Below are 20,258 nucleotides of genomic sequence, written 5' to 3'. Positions count from 1 at the left end.
GGCGGGCACCCGGGACAGGGTGCCCGCCCACCGGCATGTCCGGGGTTCGGACGGGGTGCGGCCCCGGGACGGCGTCGTGGTGCCGTTCCGGGGCCCTTGCGGAGCCGTTCAGGGGGCCGTGCGGCGCCGTGGGGTCAGGGGCAGCGCACGACCTGGCCGGCGTAGGCCAGGCCCCCGCCGAAGCCGAAGAGCAGGACCGGGTCGCCGGGCGAGAGCTCGCCGCGCTCGACCAGCTTGGAGAAGGCCAGCGGGATGGAGGCGGCCGAGGTGTTGCCCGAGTGGACCACGTCCCGGGCCACCACCGCGTCCTCGCCGAGCCCCAGCTTGCGGGCGATCGTGTCGATGATCCGCAGGTTGGCCTGGTGCGGGACGAAGCCCTTCAGCTCGGACGGGTCGATCCCGGCCCGCTCGCAGGCCTGGCGGGCCAGCGGGGCGAGCTGGGTGGTGGCCCAGCGGAAGACCGCCTGGCCCTGCTGGCTGATCACCGGGTCCCAGCCGGTGATCACCACGGCGTCGCCCCGCTCCGGCTCGGAGCCCCAGACCACCGGCCCGATGCCGGGCTCGCCGCCCTCCTCCTGGGCCTCGATCACCGCGGCGCCGGCGCCGTCGCCGAAGATCACGCAGGTGGAGCGGTCGGTCCAGTCGAGCGTGTCGGACATCCGCTCGGCGCCGATCACCAGGGCGCGGCGGGCCGAGCCGGCCCGGATCGCGTGGTCGGCGGTGGCCAGGGCGTACGAGAAGCCGGAGCAGACCGTGTTGATGTCGTACGCGGCGGGCGAGCGCACGCCCAGCCGGGCGGCCACCGCGGCGGCGGTGTTGGGGCTGCGCTCGATCGCGGTGCAGGTGGCGACCACGACGAGGTCGATCTCCTCGGCGGTCCGGCCGCTGTTGGCGAGGGCCTTCTGCGCCGCCTCGGTGGCGAGGTCAACCAGGCTCTCCTCCTCGGCGATGTGCCGGGTGCGGATGCCCACACGGGTGCGGATCCACTCGTCGTCGGTGTCGACGAGCCCCGCCAGGTCGGCGTTGGAGAGGACCTTGGGGGGCTGGTAGTGCCCGAGTGCCACAATGCGAGAACCGCTCATACTGCCATGGAACCGGGTTACCCGCTGGTCAGCATGGTATGACCGGCGACAGGATCCGCCCCCTCGATCTGTAGGAGGTGGACAAGGGGCCTTGGGGGGCCCGGGTTCCGCGTACGCCGAGGTCAGGCGGCCAGCGCGGCGGTGTCGCCCATCACGATGACCGGGTGGGCCGCCGGGTCCAGGGTGCGGATCAGCTGGGCCATCTTGTCCTCGGGGATCGACACGCAGCCGTGGGTCGGGCCGTCGTGGTCCACGTGGAGCCAGATGCCGCCGCCCTTCTTGGAGCCCATCGGGCGGCGCGTGTCGAGCGGGGAGTTGCCGGCGACGCGGTTGTAGTTGATCGCGACCACGTAGTCGAAGGAGCCGGCCAGCTGGTCCCCGAAGAAGCCCGTGCCGGAGACCACGAAGCTCGGGTCCTTGTCGTACGGGAACTTGCTGCCCGGGTCCGCCTTGCGGCCGCCCGCGTCGGTGAGGTTGAACACGCCGATCGGGCTGCGCAGGTCGCCCTCGTTGTGGTCGGTGGTCCAGCCGTTCTTGCCGTTGTGGCCCTGCCAGGTCTCGCCGGCCAGCCAGCGGCCCTCGGAGGTGCGGGTCCAGAGGGTGACGGCGTTCTTGTCGGTGTTCTTGTCCTGGCCGGAGGCGACCACGACCTGGGTGGTCTCGGCGGGTATCTGCGCGGTGAACTTCGCGCCGAGGCCGGGTATCGCGGCGACCGAGCCGTCCGTACGGGTCTGGCTGCGGTCGGCGGCCGGGGCCGCGGCCTGCCGGTCGGAGGCGGCCTGGGCGGCCGCGGGGGCCGGGCCGGGCTGGTCGGGCTTGCTGACGCCCTCCGGGCCGGGGCCGTCGGCGGCGGTGATGCCGGGCTTGGCGCCGTCCTGGCCGACGGCGTACCAGCCGGCGGTGGCGGCGACCAGCAGCGCGGTGCCGGCCATCACGGCCTTGCCGTGACGTTTCTGCTTGGCCTTGCGCCGCCGTCCCCGCGCGGCCGTCCGGCCACCCGCCACGGGCGCGGCGGCGAGCACCACGGGCGCGGCCTCGTAGCGGGCCTCGGACGCGGGTTCGTGGACGGGCTCGTGACGGGCGTCGGGCACGGGCTCGTAGCGGGCCTCGGGAACGGCTTCGTGAACGGGCTCGGCCCGGTAGACGGACTCGGCCTCGTAGCCGGGCTCGGCCGGGTACTGGACGGGCTCGGCCTCGTACGGCTGGAACGGCTGCCGGTACGCCTCGTAGTACCCGTCGGGGGCCTGCTCGTACGGCTGGTACTGGCCGTAGTAGGCGTCCTGCTGAACCGGCTGCTGGTACGGCTGGAAGCTCTCGTACTGCTGCTGCGGCATCAGGTCGACCGGCTCCTGCGTCGGCTGGTACGGCGGGTACGCGGTGGCACGATCAGAACCGGACATGCCGTCGATCCTGCCAAACGCCGTACCCGTTGGTAAACCCGGGCCCCGTGCGGAGGCCGTGAAGACAACCGCCGCCCGGGCCGACGGACGGCCGGGGCGGCGGAGGACTTCACGGACCGGAACGGGGTCAGAGGCGCATCGCCTGCGGGGACTCACGGCGCATCGGGTCCGGGCCGTCGTACTCGCGGATGACCTCGTAGCGGGTGTTGCGCTCCACCGGGCGGAAGCCCGCGTCGCGGATCAGCCCGAGCAGGTCGTCGCGGCCGAGCTTGTTCGGGGTGCCGAAGTTGTCCGCGTCGTGGGTGATCTTGTACTCGACCACCGAGCCGTCCATGTCGTCCGCGCCGTGGCTGAGCGCCAGCTGGGCGGTGGCGACGCCGTGCATCACCCAGAAGACCTTGACGTGCGGGACGTTGTCGAAGAGCAGCCGGGAGACCGCGAAGGTCTTCAGCGCCTCGGCGCCGGTGGCCATCTCGGTGCGGGCCATCAGCTTGTTGCGCACGACGCCGTCCTTGGAGTCGTGGAAGTCGTGCTGGTAGCGCAGCGGGATGAAGACCTGGAAGCCGCCGGTCTCGTCCTGGAGCTCGCGCAGCCGCAGCACGTGGTCCACCCGGTGGCGGGGCTCCTCGATGTGGCCGTACAGCATGGTGGCCGGCGTCTTGAGGCCCTTGCTGTGCGCGAGGCGGTGGATCCGCGACCAGTCCTCCCAGTGGGTGTCGTGGTCGACGATGTGCTGGCGGACCTCCCAGTCGAAGATCTCCGCGCCGCCGCCGGTCAGCGACTCCAGGCCGGCGTCGATCAGCTCGTCCATGATCTCGTCGGCGGACAGGCCGCTGATCCTCTCGAACCAGTGGATCTCGGTGGCGGTGAAGGCCTTCAGCGAGACGTTCGGCAGCGCCGCCTTCAGCTCCCGCAGCGAGCGCGGGTAGTAGCGCCACGGCAGGGTCGGGTGCAGGCCGTTCACGATGTGCAGCTCGGTGAGGGACTCGCTCTCCATCGCCTTGGCGAGGCGGACGGCCTCCTCGATGCGCATCGTGTACGCGTCCTTCTCGCCCGGCTTGCGCTGGAACGAGCAGTACGCGCAGGACGCGTTGCACACGTTGGTCATGTTGAGGTGGCGGTTGACGTTGAAGTGGACGACGTCGCCGTTCTTCCGCGTCCGCACGTGGTGGGCCAGCCCGCCCAGCCAGGCCAGGTCGTCGCTCTCGTAGAGCGCGATCCCGTCCTCGCGGGTCAGCCGCTCACCCGCGTAGACCTTCGCCTCCAGCTCGCGCTTGAGCCCTGCGTCCATGCGGTGACCCGCCTCCTCCGACATTCGATTCCTTGCCGGAATGAGCGTACGCCTATGCCGAGAGCAGCTCGGCGAGCAGTGTCGGGTCGATGTTGCCACCGCTGACCACGGCCGCCACCGCCTGGCCCCCGGTCTCGGCGGCGCGGTGGAAGTAGGCGGCCGGGGCGACCGCCCCGGAGGGCTCGGCGACCAGCCGGCCGCGGCGGGCCAGCACGGCCACGGTGGCGCGGATCTCGTCCTCGGTGACGGTGACGATGTCGTCCACGTAGGCGGTGACGTGCTCGAACGGCAGCACGCCGAGCGACGGGGTGCGCAGCCCGTCCGCGATGGTCCGGTAGGTGTCGGCGACCGGCCACTCGACCCGGCGGCCGGCGCGCAGGCTGGCCCGGGCGTCGGCGGCCAGCTCGGGCTCCACGCCGATCACCCGGATGCCGGGGCGGGTGAGCTTGAGCGCGGCCGCCGTCCCGCCGATCAGGCCGCCGCCGCTGACCGGCACCAGGACGGTGTCCAGCTCGGCCGGGGCGTCCTCGGCGATCTCCAGGCCGACCGTGCCCTGGCCCGCGATGATGAACGGGTCGTCGTACGGCGGGACCCAGACGTAGCCGTGCTTCCCGGCCAGCTCGGCGGGCAGGGTGTCCCGCTCCTCCGGCGCGACCAGGATCACCTCGGCGCCGAACGAGCGGGTGGCCTCCACCTTCACCGCGGGCGAGGTGTCCGGCATCACGATCACGGCCTTGATGCCGAGCGTCCGGGCCGCGTACGCCACCGCCTGCGCGTGGTTGCCGCTGGACTGGGCGACCACGCCCCGGGCGCGCTCGTCCTCGGTGAGCGCGGCCAGCCGGTTGTAGGCGCCGCGGGTCTTGAACGCCCCGGTCGGCTGGAGGTTCTCGGGCTTCAGCCAGAGCCGCCGTTCCCCCTCGGCCGCCCAGGGAGCGGGAACCAGTGGGGTGCGCACGGCGACCCCCGCGATCCGCTGCCGAGCCGCCCGCAGCTCCTCCAGACCGACCAGCGCCATGCGTCACTCTCCTACAGGAGGAAGTTCACTCACCCGGTTTTCCCACTTCGTGGAGAGTACGACGGTGGTGCGGGTTCGGGCCACGCCCTTCGTGCCCGAGATCCGCTTGACCACCGATTCCAGGCCGGCCACGTCGGCCACCCGGACCTTCAGCATGTACGAGTCGTCACCGGCGATGAACCAGCAGTCCTCGACCTCGTTGAGGTCCTTCAGCCGGAACGCCACGTCCTCGTGGTCCGCGGCGTCGGTGAGCTGAAGGCCGATCAGGGCCGTCACGCCGAAGCCGAGCGAGGCCGGGTTGACCGTCGCCCGGTAGCCGGTGATGACCCCGGCCTGCTCCAGGCGGTTGATCCGGTCCGTGACGCTCGGGCCGGAGAGCCCGACCAGGCGGCCCAACTCGGCGTAGGACGCGCGGCCGTTCTCCCGGAGCGCCTGGATGAGCTGTCTGTCCACCGTGTCCATATACCGTCCGCGTCCTTCCGAACCTCGCCAGACCCACAGATCATTATCCGGATTCAAAGGCGCCCTGCGCCGACCGACCCGGATATCGCAGAGAAGATACTCTCCCGCCCCCGGTCTCCTTACTCCCCCTCAGCCGGAGCGCCGTCGCCGCCGGCCGTCCTGCGGGCGGCCGCGCCCAACTCCCCTTCCCAGCGCAGGTACAGGGAATGCGGCACGTCGACGGCGTCCAGCACCCGCCCGGCCACGAAGTCCACGAGCTCGCGCACGGTGGAGCCGCCGGCGTAGAAACCGGGCGAAGCGGGCAGGACGACCGCCCCCTGCGCGTCGAGCTCCACCAAGTGCTTCAACGTCACCCCGTTGAGTGGTGTCTCGCGCACGCAGACGACGAGCGGGCGGCGCTCCTTGAGGGTGACGCTGGCCACGCGCTGCAGCAGGTCCTTGCTCAGGCCGAGCGCGATCCCGGCCACCGCGCCGGTGGTCGCGGGCACCACGAGCATGCCCTTGGCCGGGTAGGAGCCGCTGGACGGGCCGGCCGCGAAGTCCCCGGCGGGCCAGTAGCGGACGTCGTCCAGGCCCCGGTCGCTCCCGAGCCAGGCGGCCAGGTCGGCGCGCCAGTGGGCGTCCCGGAAGGAGATGCCGGTCTCGTCCAGGATGGTGAGCCGGGCGGCGCGGCTGACGATCAGGTCCACCGCCTCGCCGGCGGCCAGCAGCGCGCGGATCACCGAGGCCGCGTACGGCGTCCCCGACGCGCCCGAGACCCCGACCACCCACGGCTGACGCTTCGCAGTTCCCATGGGGCAATTCTGACCCGCCTCGACCTGCGCGTTCGGCCCGGGCCGGCCGGGAGGGGGTCCAGGAGCCCCGACCCCTGGAAGGATGGGCCGCATGGCAGCGACCCTCGTCGACCTCACCCATCAGGTGACCACCGCGATGCCCGTCTACCCCGGCGACCCGGCCGTCCTGCTGGAGCCCGCGCTCACCACCGCCACCGCCGGGGTGAACGTGCTGGCCCTGCACCTCGGCTCGCAGTCCGGGACGCACGTGGACGCGCCGTACCACGTGGACGTCACCTGGCCGACCCTGGACGGGCTGCCGCTGGAGCGGTTCACCGGCCCGGCCGTGATCGCCGACCTGCGCGGGCTGGAGCCCCGGACGGCCGTCACCCCCGAGTTGCTGGCGCCCGCGCTGGAGCGGGCCGCCGAGGGAACCGTCCTGCTGCTGGCCACCGGCTGGGCCCGGCACTGGGGCACCGACGCCTACCTCGCCCACCCCAGCCTGACCCCCGCCGCCGCCGAGGCGATCGTCGCCGCCGGGGTGCGGACGGTCGGGGTGGACGCGCTCAGCGTCGACCCGACCCCCGACCCGGGCCCGGGCGACCCCACGGTGGCCGCCCTGCTCGCCGACCTCACCGACGAGCACGACCACGGCACCGCCGAGGAGCCGACGCTGGCCGCCCACCGGGTGCTGCTGGGGGCGTCCGGCGGCGGGGTGATCGCCGAGAACCTGACCGACCTGCGGCCGCTGCTGGCGGCCCAGGAGGCCGGCCTGCCGGTGGAGGTCTCGCTGTTCCCGCTGCGGCTGGTCGCGGCGGACGGCGCACCCGTGCGGGCGGTGGCCCGGCTGGGCTGAACCGGCGAGTAGACTCCCGGGACTTGGTCTAGACCATCCCCCGTCAACGCCAGTACGCTTTCCGGCCATGGCTGAGATCATCGGAGTGATCGAGCGACTCTGGCGCTACCCCGTGAAGTCCACCGGCGGCGAGCGGCTCGACTCCGTCGAGGTGGACGGACGCGGCCTGGCCGGCGACCGCCTCTACGCCGTCCGCGACGCGGCCGGGAAGCTCGGCTCGGGCAAGAACACCCGCCGCTTCCGCCGGATGGACGGCCTGCTCCGCCTCTCCGCCCGGCTCGGCCACCGGATCGACGGCCCCGAACTGTTCGATCCGCTCGGCCGCCCGGTCGACCGGCCGAACGCCTTCCTGCGCGCCTACCTCCAGCGCGAGGACGTCGAACTCGCCCGCGAGGACGCCGTGTCGCACTTCGACCGGCTGCCGGTCAGCGTGCTCAGCACCGCCACCCTGGACTGGGTCCGCGAGGCCGTCCCCTTCGCCGTGATCGACGAGCGCCGGTTCCGCCCCAACATCGTGCTGCGCACCCCGCCCGGCACCCCGCCGTTCGTCGAGGACGCCTGGCTCGGCCGCCAGGCGTCCGGCGAGGCCCCCGGCAGCGCCCGGCTCTCCTTCGTCGCCTCCAGCGAGCGCTGCGCGATGACGGGCGCCCCGCAGCCCGGACTTCCGCACGCGCCCGAGATCCTCAAGGCCGTCGTGCACGCCCACGACGGGCGGCTGGACGCGCTCGCCGAGGTCGCCGCCCCGGGTCGCCTGCGGGTCGGCGACCGACTGCTCCTGGGCTGACCGCAGCCTTTCGCGTACAACCTACCGTTCGTCAACACCTTTCTCCGATTGACGACTTGACCTTCGCTCACCCATCCTGTCTTACTGTCATAAGACAGGAGAACAACTAGTGATCGAGTTCGTCCTCGACAGCCGCTCGCGGGTCGCCACCTACATGCAACTCGTGCTTCAGGTGAAGCAGGCCCTGCGGGTCGGACTGGCCCGGCCCGGCGACCAACTGCCGAAGGTCCGCGAGGTGGCGCGCACCCTGGCGATCAACCCCAACACCGTCCTCAAGGCCTACCGGGAACTGGAGTTGGAGGGGCTCGCCGAGGGTCGGCCCGGCGTGGGGACCTTCCTGGTCGGCACGCTGGCCGGCCCCGCGCTGGCCAACCAGGCCGAGTTGCGCGAGGACCTGGTGGTCTGGCTGCGCAAGGCCGAGACCGCCGGACTCGCCCACGAGGACATCGCCGCGCTGATCGACACCACGATGCGGGCAACACTCAACAGGGGGAAGACATGACGGAAGTCGCACTGGAAGCACGCGAATTGGGAAAGCGGTACGGCAAGTCCTGGGCACTGGAGGGCTGCTCGCTCCAGCTCCCGGCCGGACGGATCGCCGCACTGGTCGGCCCGAACGGGGCGGGCAAGTCCACCCTGCTGCACCTGGCCGTCGGACTGCTCGAACCGGACGCCGGCGAGGTCCGGGTGTTCGGCCGCGACCCCCGGCAGGGCGTCGCGGCGCTGGCCGGGATCGGATTCGTCGCCCAGGACACCCCGCTCTACCCGGACTTCACCGGGGACGAGCTGATCACCATGGGCGGCAAGCTCAACCACCACTGGGAGGCCGCCCCCGCCCGCGACCGGCTGACCCGCCTCGGCATCCCCCTCGACAAGCCGGTCGGCCGACTGTCCGGCGGCCAACGCGCCCAGGTGGCACTGGCCCTGGCGCTCGCCAAGCAGCCCCGACTGCTGCTGCTGGACGAGCCGGTGGCCGCCCTCGACCCCCTGGCCCGGCACGCGTTCATGCAGGAACTGATGGGCGCCGTCGCCGAGAGCGGCACCACCGTGCTGCTCTCCTCGCACCTGCTCGCCGACCTGGAACGGGTCTGCGACCACCTGGTCGTCCTGAACAGCGCACAGGTCCAACTGACCGGCACTGTGGACGACTTGCTCGCCGAGCACTGCCGGATCACCGGCCCCCGGACCGGCACGGAGTCCGTACCGGGAGTGACCGCCGTCATCCAGGCCAGCCACACCGAGCGCCAGTCCACCCTGCTGGTGCGCACCGACGGGCCGGTGGACGAGAACGTCTGGACCGTCCACCCGGTGACCCTGGAGGACCTCGTCCTCGCCTACCTGGGCGCGGGCGACACCCGGTTCTCCCCGGAGGTGGCGGCATGACCTGGCTGATCTGGCGCCAGCACCGCAAGCAACTGTTCTGGACGCTCGCCGCGCTGGCCGCGCTGGCCGCCGTGATGGTGCCCACCGGCCTCGCGATGCGCGGCGCCCTCGACCGCAGCGGCCTCGGCTCCTGCCTCGCCAAGCTCGGCCACGAGAGCCTGCTGACCGGGGGCGGCGGCTGCGAGGGCCTCAACCAGCGCTTCCAGAACCAGTACGGCGGACTCCTCTACGTCGCCGTCCTGTTCGTGCTGCTGCCGGTGCTGGTCGGCCTGTTCTTCGGCGCGCCGCTGGTCGCCCGCGAGGTGGAGAACGGCACCCACCGCCTGGTGTGGACCCAGGGGATCAGCCGGCGGCACTGGGTGCTCGCCAAGTTCGGCCTGGTGGGCGGCGCCGCGGTGCTGCTCGCGGTCGCGTACGCGCTGGGCGTGGCCTGGTGGTTCGGCCCCTTCGCGGCCACCGGCCAGGGCCGGCTGGGCTACCTGAGCTTCGACGTCCAGGGCGTCGCCCCGATCGCGTACACCCTGTTCGCGGTGGCGCTCGGCGTGTACACCGGCACGGCGGCCCGCAAGGTGCTGCCCGCGATGGGGATCTCGCTCGCCGCGTTCGCCGCGGTGCGCGTCCTGGTCGAGACGGCGGTCCGCCCGTACCTCCTCCCGGCGAAGACGGCCACGTACGCGGCGGAGAGCGGACTGCTCCCCAACCGCTATGCCGGGGACTGGGTCTTCGACCAGGTGGTGCGCAACGGCGCCGGCGAGACCGTGCTGCACGACGGGCAGATCGGCTGCCCGCCGGCCACGGACCCGGGGGCCGCCGACTGCGCCAGGAACATGGCCGAGCACGGCTTCGGCGCCGGGCCGTACACCAACGCGATGGAGTACCAGCCCGCCGACCGGTTCTGGACCTTCCAGGGGATCGAGTCGGGGCTGTTCCTCGCCCTGACCGCGCTGCTGGTGTTCCTCGCGGTGCGGCGGATCCGGCGGATCTCCTAGGGCGGGCCGGGTGGCCGCGGACCGGGCGCCGCGGCCTGCCGATCACGGCCCTCCTCAGGGAGTGTCGCCGTCGCTCCCGGATCCTGCCGCGGGGACGGCGACCGCCCGCAGGTAGGCGTCGACGAAGATGTCGACGATCTCGTCCATCGAGGGCAGCCCGGCCCCCAGGGCGGGCTCCAGCACCGGCCGCATCAGGACGTGGTTGAGCAGCGGGCCGAGCAGCAGCTGGATCAGCACCGGGGTGGGCAGCGGCCTCAGCCGGCCGGCCCGCACGTGCGGCCGCAGCAGCCGGTCGAGGCTGTCGAGCGTCCGCGGCAGGTTGGCGGCCACCACCCGGGCGGCGGGGCCGTCCGGCCGGCCGAGCAGGTCGGCGAAGACCGCCGGGACGATCCGCGGCTCGTGCGCGAAGGCGGCGACGAAGGTGGTGTGCAGCGCCCGGACGGTGTCCTCCAGGCGCTCCGGCGGGTCGGCGGCGAGGGCCTCCAGGCCGGGCAGCGCGGAGTGCCGCTCGAAGACGGCGGCGAGCAGGCCGTCCCGCCCCTCGAAGACGGTGTGCAGGCTGGGCAGCGAGCAGTCCGCCCGGTCCGCCACCGCGTCCAGGGTGACCCCGGCCAGGCCCCGCTCGGCCACCAGCAGCGCCGCCGCCTCGATCGCGCGCTCGCGCACCGGCGGCCGTCCGCCCGGGTCGACCCCCGCCTCCCGGACCGCCTCGTCCAGCGCGGCCCGGGAGCCGCCGAGCCGGCGCAGCAGCGTGCTGCGGGAGATCCCGGCCGTCGTGGCGATCGCCGTCAGCGGGACGTCGGCGACGTCCTGGCCCCGTTCCTTCGCCGCCGTGAGGGCGGCCGTCACCAGCTCCTTCATGTGGAGCATCGTACTACTTGACATCTGGAATGGTTCCAGAGACTCTGTAAAGGCAGGTTCCACACGGACAGTGATCGATCGAGCACTGAAAGGGGAGAGCCATGAGCGTCGTGATCTCCGGGGGCGGGCCGGCCGGAATGATGCTGGGTCTGCTGCTGGCACGCGCCGGCGTCGAGGTGACCGTGCTGGAGAAGCACCGGGACTTCCTGCGCGACTTCCGCGGCGACACCGTCCACGCCTCCACCGTGCGGCTGATGGACGAACTCGGCCTCGGCCGGAAGTTCGCCGCCCTGCCGCAGAGCCGCCTCGGCAACCTGGTCGTCCGGACACCCGACGCCGGCCCCGTCGCACTGAGCGCCTACGAGCGGCTGCGGCCCCCGTACAACTACATCGCCATGATCCCGCAGTGGGACCTGCTGAACTTCCTGGTCGAGGAGGCCGGGCGGGAACCCGCCTTCACCCTGCGGATGAACACCGAGGCGACCGGCCTGCTCCGGGACGGCGCCGGCCGGGTGACCGGCGTCCGGTACCGCACCCGGGACGGCGAGGAGGGCGAGCTCCACGCCGACCTCACCGTCGCCGCCGACGGCCGGCACTCCACCCTGCGCCGGGCGGCCGGCCTGGTGCCCGAGGAGTTCCCGGTGCCCTTCGACACCTGGTGGTTCCGGCTGCCCCGGCACACCCACGAGCAGGCCCTGCCGCCCAGCCTCGTCCCCGGCTTCGGCCACGGCGACCTGGCGTTGAGCTTCGCCCGGGCCGACTACTTCCAGATCGCCTACTTCCGCGCCAAGGGCGCCGACCCGCAGCTGCGCGCCGAGGGCATCGAACGGTTCCGCGCCCGGATCGCCGAACTGCTGCCCCAGTACGCCGACCGGGTCGACCGGCTGGCCGGCCTCGACGACGTCCACCTGCTCGACGTCAGGCTCAACCGGCTGAACCGCTGGCACCGGGACGGGTTGCTGCTGATCGGCGACGCCGCCCACGCGATGTCCCCGGCCGGCGGGGTGGGCATCAACCTCGCGATCCAGGACGCCGTCGCGGCCGCCGCCCTGCTCGCCGGACCGCTGCGGCACGGACGCCCGACCGTGGCGGCCCTGGCCCGGGTCCAGCACCGCCGGTGGCGGCCGACCGTGATCATGCAGGGGGTCCAACAGGTCCTGCACCATGTGATGTTCGAGCCGGTCCTCACCGGCCGGCAGGCCGGCCCGCCCACCCGGCTGGTGCGGCTCGCCCGGCACGTCCCCGGCTTCCCGCTGCTGCTGTCCCGCCTGATCGCCTTCGGCCCGCTCCCCGAGCACGCCCCGGCCTTCGCCCGGCGCGACGCCTGAGTTCACTCGACCGGGTGAGACCCACGGCGCGGGGCGCCGCCCGGCTCCAGGACCTCTCGGCGAGCAGCGGCCCGCCCGCCCCCGCGCACCGTCCGTTCGGGCGGGCGGTGCGCGGGGAACGACCGTTGGCATGACGATCCCTCACCGCTCGACCGGCACCGGCGACCACCACGTCCTGGTCCTGCACGACTGGTTCGGCACCAGCGAGGGCTGGGGCCCGTTCCTCGACTACCTCGACGGCGACGCCTTCAGCTACGCCTTCCTCGACTACCGCGGCTACGGCCAGCGCAAGGACGTCCCCGGCGCGTACACCCTCGCCGAGATCGCCTCCGACGCGCTCGCCCTGGCCGACCAGCTCGGCTGGGACCGCTTCTCGCTGGTGGGTCACTCGATGGGCGGCAAGGCGGCCCAGCAGGTGCTCGCCGAGGCGCCGCTGCGGGTGCGCAAGCTGGTCGGCCTGGCCCCGGTGCCGGCCGGGGCGTACCCCCTGGACGAAGCGGGCGAGGCGCTGTTCTACGGCGCCGCCGAGGACCGGGAGAAGCGCTTCGCCATCCTGGACCTGGTCACCGGACAGCGGGCCGGCCGGGTCTGGCTCGACCGCATGGTCGACCAGTCCCTGCGGCTGTCCACCCCGGAGGCCTTCGGCGGCTACGTCCGCGACTGGGCGACGGCCGACCTCCAGCGCCGGATCGACGGCAACCCGGTGCCGGTCAAGGTGATCGTCGGCGAGCACGACCTCGCCCTCACCGCCGAGGTGATGCGCGGAACCTTCCTCGCCCACTACCCCAACGCCGAGTTGGAGGAGCTCGGCGGCAGCGGGCACTACCCGATGTACGAGGCCCCGGTGGCCCTGGCGGTGTCGCTGGAGGGCTTCCTGCACAACTGAGCCCGGCCCGGCGCACCGGGCCGGCGCGCACCCGGGTGGACGCGCCGGGTGGCCGCGCCGGGTAGACGCTGACGCATGGACCCTAGACCCGCACGCATTGGGCGTCTCATCCTTCTCGCTTACGTTCGATGCATGACAGATGAGCGAGTTGACGGCACGTCCCGGGTCCTGGTGATCGGCGTCTCCGGGGCGGTCGGACGGCACGTCGGGCTGCAGCTCGCGGCCTCCGGAGTACGGGTGCGGACGCTGCCCCCGCGGGACCTGCTCGCCCCGGTGTCGCTGGAGGCGGCGGTGCGGGGCGCCGGGGCCGTCCTGCTGGGGTGGCCGTTCCCGACGGCGGACGGGGCCACGGAGGCGGTGGGCGTGCTGGCCCGGGAGGTCGGGCGGGTGGTGCTCCTGTCGCCGGCCGGCCCCGGCCGGCCGGCGGGCGGGGTCGAGGCGCTGCTCACCGGCAGCGGGGTACGGCACACGGTGCTGCGGGCGCACGGCTTCGCCGCCGCGCTGCAGTGGGCGGAGGAGATCAGGGCCGGGGGCGTGGTGCGGGGCTACGGCGGCGCGGCCGGGCTGAACCCGGTGGACGAGCGGGACATCGCGGCGGTCGCCGTCCGCACCCTGGTCGAGGACGGCCACGACGGGGCCCGGTACGTCCTCACCGGCCCGGAGTCACCCACTCAGGCGGAGCAGGTGGAGATCATCGGCACGGCCGCGGGCCGCCCGGCCACCTGGCAGGAGGTCCCCCGCGAGACCGCCCGCCGCCGGCTGTCCGCCACCGGCCGGGCCCCCGCCGCCGTCGACGGCGCCCTGGACCTCGTCCACGCCCGCCTCTGCGCCCCCGAACCGGCCACCACCACGGTCCGGGACGTCACCGGCCACCCCGCCCGCAGCTTCCACGCCTGGGCGACGGACCACGCCGCCCTGTTCCGCTGAACCGGCCCGCCCGGCCCGGCGGTTCAGTAACGCCGGTACACGTCGCGGCGGTCGCCCGGGCGTCAGATCCCGAGGCCGCGGACGGCCAGGTCCACCAGGGCGAAGAAGAACAGCGAGATCCCCACGAAGCTGTTGGTCTGGAAGAACGCCCGGTTGAGCTTGGACAGGTCGTTCGGCTTCACGATGGTGTGCTCGTAGACGAACGCGCCCGCGACGACCACGAGGCCGATCCAGAAGGCCACGCCGGCGTCCGTCAGGAACCCGAACCAGCCCAGCAGGAGGGTGGTCAGGAGGTGGCACACCCGCGCGCCGCGGATGGCCACCGGGACGCCGTAGCGCGCGGGCACCGAGCGGACCCCGTTCTCGCGGTCGGACTCGACGTCCTGGCAGGCGTAGATCAGGTCGAAGCCGCCGATCCAGATGCCGACCGCCGCACCGAGGACGACCGCGTCCCAGGACCAACTGCCCGTCACCGCCAGCCAGGCGCCGACCGGCCCCATCGCCTGGGCCAGGCCGAGGATCGCCTGCGGGAAGTTCGTGAACCGCTTGCCGTACGGGTAGACCACCATCGGCACCACGGCGATCGGCGCGAGCGCCAGGCAGAGCGGGTTGAGCATCGCGGCCGCGCCGAGGAAGACCACCAGCGCGACGGCCGAGCCGACGTACGCGGTCTTCAACGACACCGCGCCGGTGACGAGTTCGCGCGTGGCGGTGCGCGGGTTCCGGGCGTCGATCTCGCGGTCGATGATCCGGTTCGCCGCCATGGCGAAGGTCCGCAGCCCGACCATGCAGACCGTGACGACGAACAGTTCGCCCCAGTGCACCCGTCCGTCGGCGAGGAACATGGCCGTCAGCGCGGCGATGTACGCGAACGGGAGCGCGAAGACCGAGTGCTCGAACGCCACCAGGCGCAGGAACGCCTTGGTGCGCCCGGGGGTCTCGGCGGCGGCCGTGCTCACAGTCCGTACTCCTTCCAGCGGCGCGACACCAGCGCGGCCGTGGCCGGGTCCGAGGAGACCATCTCCGGCCAGCCGCCGTCGCGGGTGTAGCCCTCCTCGGGCAGCTTGCGGGTCGCGTCGATGCCGGCCTTGCCGCCCCAGAACTGCTGGTACGAGGCGTGGTCCAGGTGGTCGACCGGGCCTTCGACCACGGTGAGGTCGCGGCTGTAGTCGACGTTGCCGAAGGCCCGCCAGGCGACTTCCTGGTAGTCGTGCACGTCGCAGTCGGAGTCCACCACGATGATCAGCTTGGTCAGCGACATCATGTGCGCGCCCCAGATCGCGTGCATCGTCTTCTGGGCGTGCTTGGGGTACTTCTTGTCGATCGAGACGATCACGCAGTTGTGGAAGCCACCGGCCTCGGGCAGGTCGTAGTCGACGATGTCCGGAATGATGATCTTCAGCAGCGGCAGGAAGAACCGCTCGGTGAACTTGCCCAGCGGGCCGTCCTCCGTCGGCGGGCGGCCGACCACGATGGACTGGAGGATCGGGCGGCGGCGCATCGTCACGCAGTCGATCTTCAGCGCCGGGAACGGCTCCTGCGGGGTGTAGAAGCCGGTGTGGTCGCCGAACGGGCCCTCGGGCAGCATCTCGCCGGACTCCAGCCAGCCCTCCACGACCACCTCGGCGTCGGCCGGGACCTGGAGCGGCACCGTCCTGCAGTCGACCATCCGGACCCGCTCCCCGGCGATGAAGCCCGCGAAGAGGTACTCGTCGATGTCCCCGGGCAGCGGCGCGGTGGCCGCGTAGGTGACGGCCGGCGGGCAGCCGAAGGCGATCGCGACCGGGAGGCGCTCGCCCCGCTTGGCCGCCACCGCGTAGTGGTTGCGGCTGTCCTTGTGGATCTGCCAGTGCATGCCGATGGTGCGGCGGTCGTGCCGCTGGAGCCGGTAGAGGCCCAGGTTGCGGATGCCGCTGTCCGGGTCCTTGGTGTGGGTCAGGCCCAGGTTGAAGAAGGACCCGCCGTCCAGCGGCCAGGTGAACAGGGCGGGCAGCGCGTCGAGGTCGACGTCGTCGCCGGTGAGCACGACCTCCTGCACCGGGGCGTCACCGGACTTCACGTGCCGGGGCGGGACGTGCGCCATCGAGGCGAGCTTGCCGAAGGCGTCCCGGAAGCCGGTGAAGCCCTGCGGCAGCTCGGGCTTGAGCAGGCCGGCGATCTTCTCGGAGATGTCGTCCGGGCCCTTGAGGCCGAGCGCCTTGGCCAGCCGCCGCTCGGTGCCGAAGACGTTCATCGCCAGCGGCATCGACGAGCCCTTGACGTTCTCGAAGAGCAGGGCCGGGCCCTTGGCCTTCTGCACCCGGTCGACGATCTCGCCGATCTCCAGGTGCGGGTCCACCTCCGCCTTGATGCGCTTGAGGTCGCCCTCGCGGTCGAGGGCCCGGAGAAACGAGCGGAGATCGTCGTATGCCATGCCTGTCAGTATCCGCCACCCGATAGCCTGGCCCGGTCAAGGGCCCCTGGAAGGCGCCCGCCGCCGCCGTCGCCCGGGGGGAGATCCCAGCCGTGCCGAGGATTCTTCTGACCATCGTCCTTCCGCTCGCGCTCTGGGTCTGGGCGTTCGTGGACTGCCTGACCACGCCCGAGGACAAGGTGAAGCACCTGCCCAAGGTGGTCTGGGTGCTGATCGTGCTGCTCTTCCCGCCGCTGGGCCCGATCGCCTGGCTGATCGCCGGCAAGCAACGCGGCTTCCTGCGGACCGCGCCCGCCGGGGCCGGGCCGGGCCACCCGGCCGACGACCGCCCGGGCCGTCCGGCCCCGCGCGGCGGGCGCCCGCTGGCTCCGGACGACGACCCCGAGTTCCTCGCCTCGTTGAAGAAGAGCAACAAAGACCACGAGGACATGCTCAAGCAGTGGGAGGCCGACCTGCGCCGCCGCGAGCGCGAGCTGCGCGACGGCGACGAGCCCGAGGACGGGCGCAAGGGCTGATCGGCGCAGGTCCGCCCGCTCGCTCGGACAGCCCACCCCCACCGCGCGGGGTGGGCTGCGGCATTTTTGGCGCTTCCCTACGACTGCGCAACCCCTAACCCGGATGGCGCCCCCCTGCCCGCCGGGCTTGAGCGGACCTTGAGCGGGGCCCAAGAGGACCGGCCTACATTACTGGAAGACGTCCCTGACCTGCGCTTTTCTTCATGCTCAGATCATCGGACCATCATCTGTCCGACAACCCCCGGTATCCAACCGAACACCGAGCGCTCAGTGACCGAACCGACAGCTTCTGTACAGGCCTGACAGCTAAACGAACCCGACCTTGTACGGAATCGACGCCGAAACCAGCGCACGGCCCCTCGTACAGTCATAAGTGAAGAAAGTGATTCGCAGCCGGGGGCACAGCAGACGTTGGCTGTCGGACAGTTCCCTCACCCTTGGAGTGGTTCGAGATGACGGTTGTGCATGAGGCGCCGGTCGACGGCGAGGTCCCCGAGGTCCCGGCCGACGCCCGCGGGCGGGTCGCCGAGCTGCACGAGCTGCGCGAGAAGGTCCGCCGCGGCCCCAGCGACAAGGCCACCGAGGCCCAGCACGCCAAGGGCAAGCTGACCGCTCGCGAGCGCATCGAGCTGCTGCTGGACGAGGGCTCCTTCCAGGAGGTCGAGCCGCTGCGCCGGCACCGCGCCCAGGGCTTCGGCCTGGAGGCCAAGAAGCCGCACACCGACGGCGTGATCGTCGGCTGGGGCACCGTGCACGGGCGCACCGTCTTCACCTACGCGCACGACTTCCGGATCTTCGGCGGCGCGCTGGGCGAGGCCCACGCGCAGAAGATCCACAAGATCATGGACATGGCCATCGCGGCCGGCGCCCCGCTGGTCTCGCTGAACGACGGCGCCGGCGCCCGCATCCAGGAGGGCGTCACCGCGCTGGCCGGCTACGGCGGCATCTTCCAGCGCAACACCAAGGCCTCCGGCGTCATCCCGCAGATCTCGGTGATGCTCGGCCCGTGCGCCGGCGGCGCCGCGTACTCCCCCGCGCTGACCGACTTCGTCTTCATGGTCCGCGAGACCTCGCAGATGTTCATCACCGGCCCGGACGTGGTCCAGGCGGTGACCGGCGAGAAGATCACCCAGAACGGCCTCGGCGGTGCGGACGTGCACGCCGGCGTCTCCGGTGTCGCCCACTTCATCTACGACGACGAGCAGTCCTGCATCGAGGAGGTCCGCTACCTCCTGTCGCTGCTGCCGCAGAACAACCGCGAGATGCCGCCGTCCGTGATGAGCGAGGACCCGGTCGAGCGGCGCAACGACAGCCTGCTGGACCTGGTGCCCGCCGACGGCAACCGCCCGTACGACATGCGCAAGGTCATCGAGGAGATCGTCGACCACGGCGAGTACCTGGAGGTCCACGAGCGCTGGGCCACCAACGTGCTCTGCGTGCTCGCCCGGATCGACGGCCACGTCGTCGGCATCATCGCCAACCAGCCGCAGTCGCTGGCCGGCGTGCTGGACATCAACGCGAGCGAGAAGGCCGCCCGCTTCGTCCAGATGTGCGACGCCTTCAACATCCCGCTGGTCACCCTGCTCGACGTCCCCGGCTTCCTGCCCGGCGTCGACCAGGAGCACGGCGGCATCATCCGGCACGGCGCCAAGCTGCTGTACGCGTACTGCAACGCCACCGTGCCGCGCATCTCGCTGATCCTGCGCAAGGCCTACGGCGGCGCCTACATCGTCATGGACTCCCGCTCCATCGGCGCCGACCTGTCCTACGCCTGGCCCACCAACGAGATCGCCGTCATGGGCGCCGAGGGCGCGGCCAACGTCATCTTCCGGCGCGAGATCAACGCCGCCGAGGACCCGGACGCCATGCGCGCCCAGAAGATCAAGGAATACAAGAACGAGCTGATGCACCCGTACTACGCGGCCGAGCGCGGCCTCGTCGACGACGTCATCGACCCGGCCGAGACCCGCCAGGTGATCTCTTCCGCCCTGGCCATGCTCCGCACCAAGCACGCCGACCTGCCCAGCCGCAAGCACGGCAACCCGCCGATGTAGCGGCGCGCTCCGCCGCGCGTGCGCACCGCACGCGCCCCGCAGCAACCGCCCGTACGCACCGGGCACCCACCTCAGACCGCAGCCACCGGGGGAGAAACCAGGACATGACCGCTTCCGCCGAACCCCTCGTCCGCATCGTCCGCGGCAGTCTCACCGACGAGGAACTCGCCGCCCTGACCGCCGTCCTCGCCGCGCGCGCCGCCGCCGCGCAGCAGGCCGCCGCCGCCGCGCCGATCGAGCCGATCGCCAACTGGCAGCGCCTGGAGCGCCGCCCGGCGTACTACTCGCCGTTCAGCTGGCAGCAGGCCGCCTGACGGCCCACGGCCCGAGCCGACGGCCGGTCACCCCGCCCGGGTGACCGGCCGTCCGGCATTGCCCCGGGGCCGCGCCGGAGCGGCCCCCGCCCGGTCGCCCGGGGCCGGAAGGGCCCGCGGAGGGCTCGGTAGGATGCCTACTGGACGGTATGCGTCCGCCGCCCCGTCCGCCCCCATAGGATCGGCCGCTGCCGAGACCAGAACACTCCAGGGAGGCTGCGATGGCCAGGCAGGCCCGCGCACTGGCGACCCGCCAGGCGGTACTCGTCGCCGCGGCCGAGGTGTTCGACGAGCGGGGCTACGCCGCCGCCACGATGTCCGAAATCCTGGACCGGGCCGGCGTCACCAAGGGCGCGCTGTACTTCCACTTCCACTCCAAGGAGGAGCTGGCGCTCGCCGTCATCGAGGGACAGGGCGTCTTCATCTCCGGCTGGACACCGGCCTCGGACAGCCCGGTGCAGAACCTGATCGACCTCGGCTACGCCTTCGCCCGCGCGCTCCAGACCGACCCGCTGGTGCGCGGCAGCATCCGGCTGACGATCGAGCACGGCAGCTTCACCCAGCCGCAGCTCGCGGCCTACCAGGGCTGGATGGACACGGTCCGCGAACTGCTGGAGCGCGCCCGGGAGGCCGGCGACCTCCACCCGGGCGTCGACCTGACCGCGGCCGCCGGGGTGATCACCGGGGCCGTCACCGGCATCCAGCTGAGCTCCCAGGTGCTGGCCGACCGGCAGGACCTGGTCCAGCGGCTGTCCGACCTGTGGACGCTGCTGCTGCCCGGCCTGGTCCAGCCGCACGCGCTCGCCCGGCTGAGCGTCGCCGAGCGCGCCTGAGCCGCCGGGCGCGACCGGGCGCGACCGGGCGCGACCGGGCGCGACCGGGCGCGACCTGTCTCTAATACACATCGGACGCAGCCGCCGACAAT

21 protein-coding genes are annotated in these 20,258 nt (G+C 72.5%); 12 read left to right on the top strand and 9 right to left on the bottom strand.

Annotated elements, in window-relative coordinates; all coding sequences use genetic code 11:
* Positions 1 to 134 precede the first annotated feature (134 nt).
* The 6 genes from ACWGKU_RS34065 to ACWGKU_RS34040 all read right to left on the bottom strand — a co-directional run bounded on the left by ACWGKU_RS34065 (position 135) and on the right by ACWGKU_RS34040 (position 6,044).
* Entirely contained in the window at positions 135 to 1,082 is a 948-nt protein-coding gene (locus ACWGKU_RS34065; RefSeq protein WP_380351308.1) for a beta-ketoacyl-ACP synthase III, read from the bottom strand.
* A 122-nt stretch (positions 1,083 to 1,204) separates the two neighbouring features.
* On the bottom strand, positions 1,205 to 2,482 hold the full coding sequence (locus tag ACWGKU_RS34060; RefSeq protein WP_452179060.1) for a L,D-transpeptidase family protein: 1,278 nt from the start codon (positions 2,480 to 2,482) through the stop codon (positions 1,205 to 1,207).
* 127 nt (positions 2,483 to 2,609) lie between these two features.
* On the bottom strand, positions 2,610 to 3,773 hold the full coding sequence (gene mqnE / locus ACWGKU_RS34055; protein ID WP_452179059.1) for an aminofutalosine synthase MqnE: 1,164 nt from the start codon (positions 3,771 to 3,773) through the stop codon (positions 2,610 to 2,612).
* 52 nt (positions 3,774 to 3,825) lie between these two features.
* On the bottom strand, positions 3,826 to 4,788 hold the full coding sequence (locus tag ACWGKU_RS34050; protein WP_359902870.1) for a threonine ammonia-lyase: 963 nt from the start codon (positions 4,786 to 4,788) through the stop codon (positions 3,826 to 3,828).
* Between the two features lie 3 nt (positions 4,789 to 4,791).
* A complete protein-coding gene (locus tag ACWGKU_RS34045) occupies positions 4,792 to 5,250 on the bottom strand; it encodes an Lrp/AsnC family transcriptional regulator (RefSeq protein ID WP_030055719.1) in 459 nt (152 codons plus the stop codon).
* A gap of 119 nt (positions 5,251 to 5,369) precedes the next feature.
* Positions 5,370 to 6,044, bottom strand: coding sequence for a UbiX family flavin prenyltransferase (locus ACWGKU_RS34040; protein WP_359902867.1), 675 nt, complete (start codon positions 6,042 to 6,044; stop codon positions 5,370 to 5,372).
* Positions 6,045 to 6,135: 91 nt separating this feature from the next.
* Between ACWGKU_RS34040 and ACWGKU_RS34035 the strand changes: the two genes are divergently transcribed.
* From ACWGKU_RS34035 to ACWGKU_RS34015, 5 genes are all read left to right on the top strand, one after another.
* Positions 6,136 to 6,879 (top strand): cyclase family protein, encoded by a 744-nt coding sequence (locus ACWGKU_RS34035; RefSeq protein WP_401046999.1) that lies wholly within the window; start codon positions 6,136 to 6,138, stop codon positions 6,877 to 6,879.
* 67 nt (positions 6,880 to 6,946) lie between these two features.
* Positions 6,947 to 7,663 carry an MOSC domain-containing protein gene (locus tag ACWGKU_RS34030; RefSeq protein WP_359902861.1) on the top strand — a complete coding sequence of 239 codons (717 nt, stop codon included), beginning with the start codon at positions 6,947 to 6,949 and terminating at the stop codon, positions 7,661 to 7,663.
* A 154-nt stretch (positions 7,664 to 7,817) separates the two neighbouring features.
* Entirely contained in the window at positions 7,818 to 8,165 is a 348-nt protein-coding gene (locus tag ACWGKU_RS34025) for a GntR family transcriptional regulator (protein WP_401047002.1), read from the top strand.
* Complete coding sequence (locus tag ACWGKU_RS34020) at positions 8,162 to 9,046, top strand: ABC transporter ATP-binding protein (RefSeq protein ID WP_401046997.1); 885 nt, start codon at positions 8,162 to 8,164, stop codon at positions 9,044 to 9,046. Before ACWGKU_RS34025 ends, ACWGKU_RS34020 begins: the two co-directional genes overlap by 4 nt.
* Positions 9,043 to 10,035, top strand: coding sequence for an ABC transporter permease subunit (locus tag ACWGKU_RS34015; protein WP_401046995.1), 993 nt, complete (start codon positions 9,043 to 9,045; stop codon positions 10,033 to 10,035). Before ACWGKU_RS34020 ends, ACWGKU_RS34015 begins: the two co-directional genes overlap by 4 nt.
* Positions 10,036 to 10,089: 54 nt before the next feature.
* On the opposite strand, the gene ACWGKU_RS34010 is transcribed toward ACWGKU_RS34015, so the two are convergent.
* Complete coding sequence (locus ACWGKU_RS34010) at positions 10,090 to 10,896, bottom strand: TetR/AcrR family transcriptional regulator (RefSeq protein WP_452179058.1); 807 nt, start codon at positions 10,894 to 10,896, stop codon at positions 10,090 to 10,092.
* A 101-nt stretch (positions 10,897 to 10,997) separates the two neighbouring features.
* Between ACWGKU_RS34010 and ACWGKU_RS34005 the strand changes: the two genes are divergently transcribed.
* The 3 genes from ACWGKU_RS34005 (at position 10,998) to ACWGKU_RS33995 (ending at position 14,037) form a co-directional block, all read left to right on the top strand.
* A complete protein-coding gene (locus ACWGKU_RS34005; RefSeq protein ID WP_401046990.1) occupies positions 10,998 to 12,224 on the top strand; it encodes an FAD-dependent oxidoreductase in 1,227 nt (408 codons plus the stop codon).
* Positions 12,225 to 12,354: 130 nt separating this feature from the next.
* The gene (locus ACWGKU_RS34000; RefSeq protein WP_387686117.1) at positions 12,355 to 13,110 is read left to right on the top strand and encodes an alpha/beta fold hydrolase; all 756 of its coding nucleotides are present in this window, start codon (positions 12,355 to 12,357) and stop codon (positions 13,108 to 13,110) included.
* Positions 13,111 to 13,242: 132 nt separating this feature from the next.
* Complete coding sequence (locus tag ACWGKU_RS33995) at positions 13,243 to 14,037, top strand: nucleoside-diphosphate sugar epimerase (protein WP_452179057.1); 795 nt, start codon at positions 13,243 to 13,245, stop codon at positions 14,035 to 14,037.
* A 62-nt stretch (positions 14,038 to 14,099) separates the two neighbouring features.
* Here ACWGKU_RS33995 and mqnP read toward each other — a convergent pair whose 3' ends face one another.
* Both mqnP and ACWGKU_RS33985 read right to left on the bottom strand, forming a co-directional pair.
* Positions 14,100 to 14,996, bottom strand: a complete 897-nt coding sequence (mqnP, locus tag ACWGKU_RS33990) for a menaquinone biosynthesis prenyltransferase MqnP (RefSeq protein WP_401046982.1) — start codon at positions 14,994 to 14,996, stop codon at positions 14,100 to 14,102.
* Positions 14,993 to 16,450 (bottom strand): menaquinone biosynthesis decarboxylase, encoded by a 1,458-nt coding sequence (locus ACWGKU_RS33985; RefSeq protein ID WP_452179056.1) that lies wholly within the window; start codon positions 16,448 to 16,450, stop codon positions 14,993 to 14,995. The genes mqnP and ACWGKU_RS33985 overlap by 4 nt, the downstream gene beginning before the upstream one ends.
* A 92-nt stretch (positions 16,451 to 16,542) precedes the next feature.
* Here ACWGKU_RS33985 and ACWGKU_RS33980 point away from each other — a divergent pair, with 92 nt between their 5' ends.
* The 4 genes from ACWGKU_RS33980 to ACWGKU_RS33965 all read left to right on the top strand — a co-directional run bounded on the left by ACWGKU_RS33980 (position 16,543) and on the right by ACWGKU_RS33965 (position 20,166).
* A complete protein-coding gene (locus ACWGKU_RS33980) occupies positions 16,543 to 16,965 on the top strand; it encodes a PLD nuclease N-terminal domain-containing protein (protein WP_452179055.1) in 423 nt (140 codons plus the stop codon).
* A 452-nt stretch (positions 16,966 to 17,417) separates the two neighbouring features.
* Positions 17,418 to 19,019, top strand: a complete 1,602-nt coding sequence (locus ACWGKU_RS33975) for an acyl-CoA carboxylase subunit beta (RefSeq protein ID WP_359902830.1) — start codon at positions 17,418 to 17,420, stop codon at positions 19,017 to 19,019.
* Positions 19,020 to 19,123: 104 nt separating this feature from the next.
* The gene (locus ACWGKU_RS33970) at positions 19,124 to 19,333 is read left to right on the top strand and encodes an acyl-CoA carboxylase epsilon subunit (protein WP_359902827.1); all 210 of its coding nucleotides are present in this window, start codon (positions 19,124 to 19,126) and stop codon (positions 19,331 to 19,333) included.
* A gap of 221 nt (positions 19,334 to 19,554) precedes the next feature.
* Positions 19,555 to 20,166, top strand: a complete 612-nt coding sequence (locus tag ACWGKU_RS33965; protein WP_401056711.1) for a ScbR family autoregulator-binding transcription factor — start codon at positions 19,555 to 19,557, stop codon at positions 20,164 to 20,166.
* Positions 20,167 to 20,258: the final 92 nt, after the last annotated feature.

The organism is Kitasatospora sp. NPDC054768 (assembly GCF_053612025.1).
This window is presented reverse-complemented; position numbering and strand designations above follow the sequence as displayed.